The 14,719-nt window shown below is 28.7% G+C and carries 5 protein-coding genes and 1 riboswitch; of the genes, 4 read left to right on the top strand and 1 reads right to left on the bottom strand.

Features of this window, described 5'->3' with window-relative positions; all coding sequences use genetic code 11:
• Positions 1-130: 130 nt before the first annotated feature.
• The 4 genes from ABNK64_RS06185 to ABNK64_RS06170 all read left to right on the top strand — a co-directional run bounded on the left by ABNK64_RS06185 (position 131) and on the right by ABNK64_RS06170 (position 13,621).
• Entirely contained in the window at positions 131-367 is a 237-nt protein-coding gene (locus ABNK64_RS06185) for a hypothetical protein (RefSeq protein ID WP_349763825.1), read from the top strand.
• Between the two features lie 3 nt (positions 368-370).
• Positions 371-1,105: a toxin-antitoxin system YwqK family antitoxin gene (locus ABNK64_RS06180; protein ID WP_300389264.1), complete on the top strand. Its 735-nt coding sequence runs from the start codon at positions 371-373 to the stop codon at positions 1,103-1,105.
• A gap of 121 nt (positions 1,106-1,226) precedes the next feature.
• Positions 1,227-1,302, top strand: a riboswitch (cyclic di-GMP riboswitch).
• A gap of 105 nt (positions 1,303-1,407) precedes the next feature.
• On the top strand, positions 1,408-1,794 hold the full coding sequence (locus ABNK64_RS06175) for a hypothetical protein (protein WP_349763824.1): 387 nt from the start codon (positions 1,408-1,410) through the stop codon (positions 1,792-1,794).
• A gap of 19 nt (positions 1,795-1,813) precedes the next feature.
• Positions 1,814-13,621, top strand: a complete 11,808-nt coding sequence (locus tag ABNK64_RS06170) for an autotransporter domain-containing protein (RefSeq protein WP_349763823.1) — start codon at positions 1,814-1,816, stop codon at positions 13,619-13,621.
• A gap of 58 nt (positions 13,622-13,679) precedes the next feature.
• On the opposite strand, the gene ABNK64_RS06165 is transcribed toward ABNK64_RS06170, so the two are convergent.
• Entirely contained in the window at positions 13,680-14,708 is a 1,029-nt protein-coding gene (locus ABNK64_RS06165; RefSeq protein ID WP_291255223.1) for a M42 family metallopeptidase, read from the bottom strand.
• Positions 14,709-14,719: the final 11 nt, after the last annotated feature.

The raw sequence follows: 14,719 nt of genomic DNA, 5'->3' as shown, positions 1-14,719 counted from the left end.
ATAGTAAAGAAGTTAATTTGTCCTATAATTATATATTTATAAAAATATTTTTAATAAGGTTTTGACTCTTTAAATCTCTCTATTTCTATGATATAATTTTAGTAAGAGAAAAGATAAGGAGTTAACTACAATGGAAAATAATTTTTGGAAAGAATGGATTAAATTAGTTTTAATGTTACTTGGAATACTTGGTATCTGGGTTGCATTTATATTTATCTGTGATAAGTATTTTGGAAAAACTTTTGAAGATATGAGATTTATACATTACTTTATCTTTATGGTATTGATAATGAAAGCTAAGGATATATTTTTAAAAAATATTGGAAGAGATGGAAATAAAGAAAATGATAAAAAAGAGAGAGAGTAGTCTATGATAAGAGAGGAAGAGTTCTATAAAAAAGAGATAAAGAATGGATTGGTATATATATCTTCAGAAACAACTCCATATTCAGGGATAATAAACTTTAGATATAAGAGTGGTGCTATCAAAGAGAAGGAGAGATTCAAAAAAGGAATAAAAGATGGAGAGAATATCAAATACTACGAGAATGGGCAGATAAAGGAGAGCTGTGAATTTGCAAAAGGAAAGCTCAACGGAGATTCTGTACAATACTATGAGAATGGACAGATGAAAGAGACAGTAGTATTCAAAGATGATAGAATGAATGGGGATTGGATAAAATTCTTTGAAGATGGTACTATTAAATCTAGAGGCTATTTTGAAAAGGGAAAACTCAATGGGAAAAAGATTAATTACTATCCCAATGGACAGATACAGGAGATAATATCATTTAAGAATAATGTACTGGATGGAGAGTATATTGCTTATTATGAAAATGGCGAAATTATGGCAGATGAGTACTTTGTTAATGGATTATTAGATGGAGAAGCTGTGTATTATTATGAAAATGGTGAGATAAAAATTCGAGAAGAGTATCGTAAGCAGATGAAAAATGGAAAGTTCGTCAGATACTATGAGAATGGAATTATAAATGCTATGGGTAATTTTAAAGAGGGACAGATGAACGGAGAATGGAGCATGTTTTATGAAAATGGAAAATTATTAGGTACTGTATCCTTCAAAGATGGAAAAATAAAAAAGTGATAAAAGCTACAAAAATAGAGAGAAAACAGGTGAGAAAATGTTTTTCTCTATTTTTTTTTGCCTTTTTTACTTGACATAGTAAGTATAAGATGATAGAATGATATGGTATTTTACAAAAATGACAATTTAATGGCAAAGTAATGGAAACGTTATGACGCAAAGCTATAGGGCCTTTAAACTGGCAGCCAGTTGCAATCAAAGATCTAATTAGAAATTCTAATTGGTTTTTTTGGTTGCTTTTTTTATTTATTTTTTAAAATTATTATAATACTGTAATTAGGAGATACTAAAAAGGAGAGGAAATGAAAAAATTAGTTTTATTATCATTTGTTGTTCTTAACTTAATTACTTTTTCTAGGGAGAAAGATGAAGTAGAGGAGACAAGAGATATTAGAAAGTATCATCAACAATTGGAAGAGAGAGTATTTGAAATTGAAGATGATGAAGTACAAGAGAAAAAAATAAAAGAAGCTTTTTCACACGGAAAGACAAGAATAAGTGATTTGAAAAAGAATCTATTGCAAGAGCTAATATCTGAAGGGAAAAAGTCAGATGAAAGATTGGAAACTGTAGAGATTTTAGAAAAAAAATATGATGAAATTCTAAAAGAGGTTGAAGAACTTTCTAAAGAGAAAGAGAAATTAATTAAAGAAAATAAACAGTATGAGAGTAAACTAAAAGCTAAGTAAACTGATTTGGGAGGAAGAAGTGAGAGATAATATATACATAGAAAAAAGTTTAAAAAGATATATAAAAAGTAAAAAAATTGGATATTCAATATCTCTTTTAGTAAGTTTTTTAATTACAGGAAGTATAATGTATGGACAGGAACTAAGTTCTAGTCAATTAAAGGCAAAAATAGCAGAGAATAACCAAAGAATTGAAGAGATAGAAAAAAGAATAATGGAATTAATAAAGGAAGGAGATTATTATGCTAAGACATTAGAAGATAATAATCAATATTTCTTTCCTTTAGATATAGAGCATAGACATTCAAGAGGGCATCAACATTTTGCTGTATCAAATACACAAGGACCAATGTTTCCGATATTTCCATCAAAACCAGATTTAAATCCGGAGATACCAGATATAATAGAGGGTGGAAAACCAGAAACACCAAATGCTCCTGATGGAATACCAGTACCACCATCAGATAAACCAATTGAAATAGAAGGAATTGGAAAAATAGAAGTAAAAATTCCTGAACTTGCTTTAAATGAAAAGAAGCCAACTGTTAATTTTGATAGAAATCATATTACAGAAATAGATAAAGATTTGGGAATAATAGAAGTTCCAAAAGTAAATGTAGATGAAAATAATTTTACAGAAATTAATATGGGACAATATGGTGGGGTGGTAAATACTCCAGAAAAGCACTATTCATATGATCCAACATATGCAAAAAATCCAGATATATTTAAGGTAAATGACATAGAAAGACCAAAAGATATTATTCTAGCAGATATAAAAATAAATACAGAGGCATCTCCACAAGGAGCTGCTGGAATAATAAGAGATAAAGGATATTATCGTCCTACCGATGGTGCATATATTTTAAATCAAACTATAATAGAAAATTATAAAGAGTATAATGTAAAAGATGGAGAAACTTTAAAGATTACTTTTGAAGATACTAAAGATGCAAATACTATTAGTTATGGTAATAATAAAGAGGAATTAAAAAAATTTGAATTGGGAACATTAGTAGGAGATAAAGTTAATTTAAAAGATAGGAATGATCTAGTCGAAAAATTTAGAAACAGTTATACAAGAGGGACAGATGAAAAAACAGCAGTATTTATTAGTAATACTATGAGCCAAGATAGCACTATTGATGGTAAGTATCATTTAGATTATAAAGCAACTAAGTATAATGAAAATGTAACTAGAGTATTTTTATCATTTAACCCAGCTGGATTAGGTGGAAATACTTATAATAATTACGGAGATAAAGATGGTGGAAGAGTAGGGATAGAAGATTCAAATAAAGATCTTATAAAACCAAAAGGAGCCACTAATGACTTTAAAGGGGAACTTCTTTTAACTAATAAAACAGAGTTTGGTGCAGTAGCAGGGTTAGATCACCAACTATGGGACGAGTATCTAAAAAAAGAAAAGGATAGTGACCCACAGGCAACAGATCACGAAAATTATGCAAGTAGTAAAGATCAATTAGAATGGTATTCAATATTAAAAAATACTGGAACTATAAATCTTGGAAATGCAGATGGACAAGATAGAAATTTAATAGGAATAATGATAGAAGAAGAAAGAGAAACTTCTGCATTACAAAAATTAAATAACAATGTTACTCTTAATGATGGAGTTATAAATATAAATGGACAGAGTAGTTTAGGAATATCATATGAATATGGTTGGGGAGTATATTCAGGAACTCGTAATTTAAATACTCACATAGGAGTTGTTCTTAGTGATGACTTATATGTAGGAAATATTAATTTAAACTCAAATAGTAATGGAAACTATGGTGTGAGATTACAAAATGTTCATTATATTGCAGATAAAAATGCATATATAAATGATTCGCTATTTGATACACCTGAAAAAAAGAAAAAAAGACAAGAGACATATGAAAAATGGGTAGCTTTTACTAATAGGCATTTATATGATAATACTAGAGTTTTTGGCTCTCTTAAAGATAATCAAGGTAATGAAAAAGAAAATATAAAAGATTTAAAAGAAAAAGATGCTACAAAAGTAAAAAAGATAGCTTTGTCAGGAACAAATAATGCTGGATTTGTAGTGGCTAAAAGTTTAAGTGATGGTGCTGAAAGATATTTAGATGGTACTAAACAAGAAAATATTGATGCTAATAAAAATAATATTAGAGATGAACACACTTTAGATGATGTCAATAAAGATTTAGAAAAAAAAGGAGAAAATAAAATTGACATCAATACAAGTTATATTGGTAAATTTAATAAAGATTTAGGAGAGAATTTTGCAGGTTTTGATTATGGAAAAGTAAACCCTATAGCTAATATTCATGGACTTAATATAGAAGTAAACGGAAGTCATAGTGTTGGATTTTTAAGATATAAAGATTATTCTAATAATAATAAAAATGATATGATTATCACAAATGATAAAACTGGAGCAATAAAAGAGATAGACTTTGGAAAAGATGCACAGTCTTCAGTATTAATAAGAAGTGATATGTATGGAATAAATGTAGAGAAAGATTTAGAGATTAAAGGTGAGGGAACTACTGGAGAAAAAGCACAGGATATGATAGATACAGGAATTGTTCAAAATCCAGGGAAAAATATAGTTCTTCAAGCTACTAAATCTATTTGGGAAAAGACAACAAAAACTTTAGATAAAGCAACGGGAAAAGTAGAAATAGAAACAAAAAATGTAAAGTCAGTAGGACATATTATTAATAGTGGAATAATGAGAAGTTCACAAGATAATATAATTGGTATGATGGCTAGTACAGCTAAACCTGAAGAATTTGCAGAAAAAGAAAATAATGCTGAAAAACTAGATAAAGATTATAATAAAGAAAATGCTGAAATTATTAATACAAATACAATAGAATTAACTGGTAAAAATGTAATAGGAATGGCAGTTCTTGATGGAAATGAAGGATTCCTTGATAATGGAAAAGTTAGTACTACTACAACAGAATTACCAGGAACAGTAGCTGAAAATCAAGAAATTACAGATTACAATGTAAGTATTTACAATAATGGTAACTTTAATATAATGAATTCAACTATTGAAACATCAGGAAAAGGAAGTATAGCTTTATATAATAATGAAGGAAATATAGAACTAAGAACTGATAGAAGTGTAGATGGAAAAAATGAAATAAAAGCTACTAATGGAGCTATTGGAATATATAGTAAAGGTGGAACTATTACTTCAAATGGAAACCTAAACGTTACTACTGATACTGGTATTGGTGTTTATGCAATAGTAAAAGAAGATTCAACTAATGATGCAACTAAAAATGCTAATATAAATCTTTCTGGTGCAACTATAACAGTTGGAGATATAGATAATAATGGAGAGGCTGGATTAGTTGCTATTGGAAAAGAAAAAGTAAATCCAAATACAAAAGATGTAGTAGCACCAGGAAATACAACTATTAACTTTGAAAATTCAACTCTTAATTATACAGGAAGAGGATTTGCTTTATTTACTCAAGGAAATGGTAAGATAAAGATAAAAGATAGTACGATTAATCTTGATGGACAAGCTTTTGGAATGAATGTTGAACTGGGTGCAACAGATAAACCTATAACATTTGAAGGAGATAACAATAATATTCATGTAAAATCAAATGATGTTACTATATTTAATATAGTTTCTAAAGATAATAAATTTAGCTCAAATTTATCAAACTTACAAGATAAAATAGGTGAAGCATTAGGAAATAATAAACAGTTATTAGGTAAAATAACAGCTGCTGATGGAGTAACTTCATATAAAACTGCAATAGTTGATGGAGGAACTTTAACTATTGATAAAGATATATCTAAATCTGATATAAAAGAGGGAAATACAGCAGGATATTTCTATTTTAAAAGATTCTTAGGACAAAGATTAAATACAACTGTAAATAAAGATGTAATAATAGATGCAACAGTAACTGGACAAGACTCAAAAGATTACTATAATGGAAAAGCAACAGGATTAGAAATAGTATCAAGTAAAAATGCTAAATCTGTTGGTGAAACATCTCTTACTTTAAAAACAGGATCTTCTGTTATAGCTAATAGAATAAATATACTAGATGGAGAAAAAGCAGAAGAAAAAAATACAGTTGGAGTATTCTCAGATTATGCAAATATAACAATGGAAGATGGAAGTTCTATTATTGTTGAGAAAAAAGATGACAAAAATACAAATGATAAATCTTTCAATGGAGTAGGAATATTTGCTGTAAATGGAAGTAATATAGTTGTTGGTGGAAAAGATTCACAAGCCCCTAAAAAAGCTGAAATTTCAGTTCATGGAGATAATGCTGTTGGAATTTATGCTAAAGCATATAGAAGTGAAATAAAAGATGGAAAAGAAATTATAGTAAAAGATGAGTATGGAAAAGAAGCTAAAGGACAAGGAAAAATCAATATAGAAAATAATGGTATTATTGATGTTTCTAATGGTGTTGGAACAGTTGGAATCTATGCTAATAACAATAATGACAGTCCAGATACAGGAACTTCAAATTCTAAAGTTGTTAATAATGGAACTATTAAAACAGGAATAACAAGTAATACAGTTTCAAGTACAGGAATACATGGAATAAAAACAGAAATTTCTAATAATGGAGTAATAGAAGTTGCTCATGGATCAGAAATAGATGGTAAAAATTATGGTTCTGTTGGGATAAAAGCCACTAAAGGTTCAGTTGTTAAAAATATAGGAACTATAAAACTTGGTAAAAACTCTATGGGAATGATAGTAGATGATACAAGCAAGATAGAACTAAATAAAAATGAAACTGTTAAATTTGAAGAAGTAGCTAAAAATAATCCAACTACAAGAGGTAAAGTTGATAATGAAGCAATCAATAAGGTTGGAATAGCATATAATAATAGTTCAGATTTAAGAAATATAAGAAAACATGATTTTAATATTGATGCTACAAATGTAACAGAGATAAATGCTATTGCTTCAAGAGGTGGAAATTTAGAAATATCTAAAGAATCTAATATTAATATCAGTGATAACCATTCAGTAGGTGTTATTGTAGAAAGTTCAACAGATGGAAAAAGAGCAGAAGTTCATAATAATGGAACAATAAATATTGAAAAATCAAAACCTAATGTTGAAAAAGGTGGAATTTCAGTAGGAATGCTTGCTATTAATAAAAATGGACATATCTATAATGAGGGAACTATTAATCTTAATGGTGATGATTCAGTAGGACTTTATATTAGTAATAACAACAACACAAAAGAAAATGCAAATACAATAGAAAAAATAGGAACAATTAATATTAATGGAAAAAATAATAAAGGTGTATATGTTGCATCTTCAAAAGCTGATGGAATTGTATCTCAAGAAGATTTAAAGGGCATAAACTTTGGACAAAAAGCTGAATCTTCAACAGGAATATATGTAAAAGGTTCTACAATAAAATTATCTCTAGGAGCAACATTAGAAAAATCTTTAGGTGCTAAAGACAAAGGAAATGTATTTATAAGAGGAGATGAAAATACAACTATTACAAATGAAGGACATCTAATAATAAAGAATGACGAAGCACCAAGTTCTCAAGTGTTATATAATAATGGAGTAAATAGAAATATAGGAATTCTTTTAGATGAAACTAGTTCATATCAAGGAAAAGAATATAATAATAAATTAGGAACATTAGAAGTGAAAAATGGAGCCATAGGAATTTATTCTAAAGTTGGATCTAAAGATAAAATTATATCTAATTTAAAAATGACAGTAGATTCTCAAGATGAAGAAACAATAGGATTAGCTATAAAAGGGAATGATGAAAATTCAAGAGCAATCTTAAAAACTATATATGGAAATACAAGTATAAATCTTAAAAATACAAATTCAAAAAATACGGAAGAGTCTTCAAAAAAAGCAATAGGAATAGCAGCAAGAGATGTTAAATTAGTGTTGGGTAAATTAAATTTAAATTATGATTCAAATAATGGAATAGGAATATATTTAAAAGATAATGCTTCTATTTCTGAAGGAGAAATTAGTATTACAGGAACTGGTTTATCTGTAGGGAAAGATACTCCATATAGTATAGGAGTATATGTAAATGATAAAGCTTCTTCAAGTATGAAAACTAATATTAAAATAGAGAAAGATAACAGTATAGGGATATACAATAATAAGGAAAATTTAGAGTATAATGGAAAATTTGGAACCCAGGGAATAGAAATTAAAGCAAACAATTCAATAGGTATTTATACAAATAAGAACTTAGTCTTTAAGAGTGGAAATATTAGTATAAAAGGTGGAACAAATCCAGGAGAAGCATCAGCTGGGATATATTCTGATGGAGAAAAAGAAAAATTAAATAATATAGTCCTTGATAATGCTGGAATTACAGTAAATAATAACAGAGATGCAGGAATATTTGCTAAATATAGTAATATTACTAATAAAGGGAAAATTTTAGTAAATAAAGGAATAGGTGTTGTATTAAAAGGAGAAAATTCAATTTTTAATGGATATTCTCTTATTGGAGGAAAAATTACAGCAAACTCCCAAAGTGAAGATGTAGAAACAGCAATTTATTTAATTGATGGTGCAAAATTAGGAAATGGAACTGGAAAATTAGAATTAGGTAAAAATGATATTGGTATTTATGGTGAAAATACCATTGTTGATGGATCAAGTTTTGATAAAAAACTTAAAGATAAAGAAGGAAGAGGAAAAATAGATTTATCATCTTCTGGTGATGGTATTAAAGGAATTGTTGTAGATGGAAAAACAACAGTAAGCAACTTAGATTTAGTTTTTGGAGAGTCTAAAAATATAATGGGTATAGTTGCTTTAGATAATAATACTTCTATTGATAATGTTAAAATTACATCAAATTCTACAAATGCTAATACTACAGGTATATATTTAAGTAATAAAGATGGTTCAGAAGGTAATTTTAATATAAATAAAGCTGAAATCAATCTAAAAGAAGGTTATGGAATTTTAACTACTGATATAGAAAATTCTAAAGATTCTAAAACTGTAAACTTAAGTAATACTACAATAAGAGTAAAAGATAGTACTGATAAAAGAGATATAAAAGGTAAAGGAATATATTTAGGAAAAAATAACCACTTAAATTCTAATAAAAATATTTTCACAATAGAAGATGGAGTTGCTATCTATGGACAAGAAAACTCTAATATAAATTTAACAGAAACTTTTGTAAATCTAAAAGGAGAATCAACTGGAATTTATTCTAAAGGTGGAAAAGTAACTTTAGATAAAAACACTACAATAGGAAATGTTAATACTAAAAAAAATGTAAAAGGACATGGAGCTGTTTTTGTTGAAAATGGTGATATAGAGAATCATGCTTCAATAATTGGAGAGTCTGATACTTTCTATGGATTATTTATTGATAGTTCTAATGAGAAAAAGCAAAGCACTATAAAAAATAGTGGAACAATAACATTAACAGGAAATGACAATATAGCAATAGCTTTAAAAGGAAAAGGGAAAGATAATACAATAGAAAATAGTGGTAATATAAGAATACAAGAGTTTGATGTAGAATTACCAATAGATGAAAATTCTAATATAGAAAATAAAAAAGGGCAAAGAAGTATTGGAATTTTTGGAGAAAATGCTAATATTAATAATACTGGTAATATGCAAATTGCTGGAAAAGCAATAGGAATTGCATCAATAAATGCTGAAGAGGGATATTCTTTAAACTCTACAGGAAATATTACACTTTTAGGTAAAGAAGGAATAGGAGTTTATTTAGAAGGTAAAGGATCTGGAGCAACAGTAAAAGATGTTTTTGGTGATTCAACTTCTAGTAGAAGTATTGGAGTTGCTTTAAAAAATTATGAATCTAAAGATAAAAATTCTGTTAATATAGGGAAAATAGAATTAAACAATGAAAGTTTAGGACTTTATGTAGAAAATAAAGCACCAGAAAATCAAAATGAACCTTCTAAAATACTTAAAGAAAATACAATAAATGTTGATTCAATAATAGTTGGAACAACTGATGGAAAAGAAAATCAATCAGTTGGAGTTATTATAGATGATACAATGGGTTCTACTACAAAGTTAAATATTAAAGAAAAAATCAGTGCAGGAGTTAATGGTACTGCTATATTTAATAAAGGTGGAAATGTAAATATTAATGCTATTGAAAAACTAGAAGTTGGAAAAGGAACAGGATCTTTAGTTCATAGTAACGGAGGAAATATTACTTTTGATACTCAAAGTACTGGTGATAAATTAACAATTGATGTCAAAGGTACTAATGGATTTATCTTAGGAAATGGAGCAACAGTTTCAGCAACAGAAGAATTAAAGAAAAAAGATTTAACATTAAAAGTATCAGAGGGTGGAACTGGAGTAGTATTTACAGAACATGAAAAAATAGACGATAAAGATGTATTTAAACCAACTATGGATTTAGATGTAGAAACAATTCTTGTTCAAGGAGATGAAAAAAAGGATACAAAGACTAACAGTAACAAATATACAAGAGGTGTATACTTTAACAACTTAGGAAGTATAATAGAAAACTTTGGAACTAATTTAAAACAAGTGGGAGCTAATACTGTTGGAGTAGTTGTAAGAAAAACTTATGGAGAGTTAAAAACTAATATTGACTTAACAGATAAAGCTTATAATAGTGTTGGTATGGTTATAAGTGATAATGGATCTAATTCAACAAAAATAACAGGAAATGTTTCAGTTTCAGGAGATAGAAATATTGGTATTGAAGTTAATAACTCTAGTTTAAAAACAATTGGAGATGTAAAAGTAGGAGAAGGAAATAGTTTTAAAAACAGTTATCCAATAGGAATATTTGCTACAAATAATACAGAAAAACAATTAAATTATACTGGAGAAGGAAACCTTAATATTGCTAACTCTGGAACAGGAATACTTGCTAAAAACTATAATATTGACTATACAGGAACTATCACAGCTGGTGTTGGAGCAGTTGGAATCTTTGCTGAAAATGGAGAATATTCTAAAGGTAACCATATTAATGTAACTGGTGGATTAACTCTTGGAGATAATTCAAGACCTGATTTAGAAAAATCAGCAGGAATTTATGGTAAAGATACTGATATAACATTTAATGCAAAAGATGGAATGAATCTTCTTTCAAATAAAAGAAATACAGGTATATTAAGTATTGGAGAAGGAGATGTAACATATACAGGTAATGTAAATATTGCTGGAGTATATAAAGATAAAGACTTTGATAAAGGATTATCTTCTTCTAAAGGAATATATAAATATGGTACAGGAAATATAACTGTAAATACTGGAGATTGGACTATTGGTTCAAACTCTATAGGTATAGTTGCTAATAGTGAAGTTAAAGATGATAATGGTAATATTACAGAAGAAAAAGGAATAACTATTAATAACTCTGCTAATATGACTGTTGGTAAAAACTCTCTTGGAATCTATTCAGTTGGAAATAATACTTTAACTAACACAGGAAATATCACAGTATCAGGTGCTGATGATAAAGATAGTTCAGTTGGTATCTATATGGGTAACTCTAAAGAAGGAGAAGCAAATAAATCTGTTGGAACTAATAAAGGAACAATTACTGTTGATGGTAAAAATGCTGTAGGAGTTCAAGCTGTTGGAAATGTAGAATTCCATAATAAAGGTAAGATAGAAGTTAAAAACTCTGGAATTGGAGTATTTGCAACTAACAAAGCAAAAATTTACAATGATAAAGAGGGAATAATAGATCTTAATGGTGGAGCTGGAGATACTCACTCAATAGGAATGTTTGCTAAAGGAGAAGGTTCTTCAATAATAAATGATGGTACAATCAATGCTAACTATGGTGTTGGAATGTATGTTGAAGATGGAGCAACTTTAACAAATAATAAAGGTGGAGTTATCAATGTTAAAAATGGTGTTGGTATTAAAGGAAATGGATATTTAACTAATGCAGGACATATTAATATAGAAAATGGATACTTTGGAACTTCTATTGATAGAGAAGGTAAAGAAAACACTTCAGTAAATGAAACAATATATATTAAAGATGATATTACTCATATTGGATCTCACTATACTGGAATAGGTGGAACAATTGATTCTAAATTAGATATGATCTTAGAAAATCCTGTAATTGATATTACTACTGGAAAAGGGCTTGGATTTAAAGCACCAAATATAAAAGGTGGAATTGCATTAGCACCAAACTTCCCTTCATCAGGAAATGGATTTAAATATGAAATAAAAGATTTCATTGGAGAAAATACAGATATTAATGTAGGCACTTCACCACTATTTGATTCTAAATTTGAAGGTAAAGACTTAATAGTTAATAAAGTAGATTATAAAGATGTTATGAAAGACTATAAATATGAAACTTTCTATAACTCATTAGATAATACTTTAAGAGATGGAATAGCTTCTGATATAGATGCTATTAAACAAATGAACTCATACCTAGAAAGTTTTGGACAAACAGGAAACTTCTATGAAGAATATGCAAGAACAATGGGTGAAGTAAGAGGAAGTATCTATTCAAATGTTCAATCAAGAATGTTTGACATCAATAGAAGCTTTGATAATTCATTTGATGAAATGGAGCAATCATACAACCTTTCTAAAGATACAGATAAGTATAGTGTAATCTACACAGGTGGAGATTATAAATCAGGAAAAGTTGAGATACCAGATTATAAATATAATATAATGGGACTTCAATATATGAAAGAGTTTGAAGATGTAAATTATGATAATAAGTATGGATATACTTTCGGATTTACAGGAAGCAGATTCAAATTTAGAGATAATGGAAGATCAAAAGAGAATATCTACTCATTAAAAGGTGGAGTACACAATGTTAAATCATTTAATAAAGATTTAGACCTATTAACTAAATTAGATGTAGGATTAAACTACCATGATATGACTAGAAAATTAGCTTTTGGACCAGTAAGTTATAAAAATGATTCTGATTACTACTCTTACTATGTAGGATTTGATAACAAGTTTAGAAAGACTATATTTAAAAATTACCAAAATGAATTTGGAGCATATGCAGGAGCAGAGTTAGAGTATGGAAGATTTACTAACATCAAAGAGAATGGAACTCTAGCATTAAAAGTAAAATCAAATGATTACTATATAGCTAAAGGAATGGCTGGATTCTCAGGAACTGGAAGAAAATATCTAGGAAATGACTGGACAGCTAAGATAACTGGAGATGTTGGTTACTCATATGACTTTGCTAAGTATGATGAAAACAAAGTAAAATTAAGAAAATCAAACTCAGGATATACAAGTATCTTAGATGAAGTTGATAGTAAAGGAAAAGTTACAGGAAAAATAGGAATAGGATTTGAGAGATTAAATCACTTAGGAGTAACTCTTGAAGGAGAGGTATCAAGAGATATTGCTAGAGATGAGGATTACTGGAGAGTAGGACTAAGATTTAACTACAAATTTAACCAAGAAGATGCTGTAACAACATTAAGAAATGTATTCCATTTAATGGATAACCACTTTGACTTTGATAAAGATAACTTAAAACCTAGAGAGCAAAAGATAGTTGCAGCTGGAAGTAAGATTATAGATACTTATAATCTAAAAGGAACTCTAAGATTAGAGGGACATACAGATAGTTGTGGATCAGTAGAGTACAACCAAGGACTTTCTGAAAGAAGAGCTGAAACTGTTAAGAGAGAATTTATAAAAGATATTAAAAAATCAGAAAATATAAAATATGAAACTCAAGGTTATAGTGAATTAAGACCTGTAGATACAAATAAAACTAAAGAGGGAAGAGCTAATAACAGAAGAGTTGAAGTTAAGTTTATAGAGAAGTAAGATTTTTAATACAATAAATAAGGGCTGTTGCAAAACAAACGCAACAGCCTCTTTCTTTTTATAGATAAGCAACTAATAGTTTTATTGTTTCAAGCACACCATCAATATGAGTTCTCTCATAGTGGTGAGAAGATTCAACACTTGGTCCTATACAACCACATTTGAAATCAAATCCCTGTAAAATTGCAGCACTTGCATCTGAACCATATCTATTATACACATCTACTGTATATCCTATATTATTTAACTCTGCTGCTTCAGTTAGACCAAGTCTTACACTTAGATCATATGGAGTTTTAAAATCTTTAGCAGCAATACTTACTTTTTTCTCATCACCTAGAGCATCTTCTCCTACAAGTCCGATATCTAAAGCTATAAACTCGTCCATATCATCAGGAACTATAGAAACTCCATGTCCAATCTCTTCATAGTTAGAGATATATATGTAAAGACCATTTTTAGGTTTTAAATTATTATCCTTTAGATATTTGATATATCCCAATACTTGAGCAATACAGATCTTATCATCAATAAATCTTGATTTAATATAACCACTCTCAGTTATAACTGTACGAGGATCAAATGAAACAAAATCTCCTACTCTTACTCCAAGTTGTTCAGTGTCCTCTTTATTGTAGATCTCCTCATCTAATCTTACTTCCATAGTAGTAGAGTTTCTTGGAAGTTCTCTAGCCTCATCTCCATAGATATGAACAGAGCTTTTAACAGGCACTATAGTTCCCTCAATCACGTCACCATCTAAAGTGTGTACAAGGATATTCTCTCCCTCTACTCCTCCCCAGTTTACTCCTCCTAGGTTTACAAGCTCTAATCTACCATTTGGCTTTATTCTTTTAACCATAGCTCCAAGTGTATCCACATGAGCTGAGATCATCTTCTTATAGTTATTATCCTCACCAGGAATAAATCCTAATATAGCTCCCTTTCTAGTTAGGCTATAAGAAACTCCTAGATCATCTAATTCAGTTCCTATTCTTTCCATAGCATCATCAGTATAACCTACTGGACTTGGAATATTTAGTAGCTCCATTGTCATATCTAGTACGTACTCAACATCTAAATTGATATCCATATCTT

Origin of the sequence: Fusobacterium sp. SYSU M8D902, assembly GCF_040199715.1 — a bacterium.
In the GTDB taxonomy this organism is placed as follows: domain Bacteria; phylum Fusobacteriota; class Fusobacteriia; order Fusobacteriales; family Fusobacteriaceae; genus Fusobacterium_A.
This window is presented reverse-complemented; position numbering and strand designations above follow the sequence as displayed.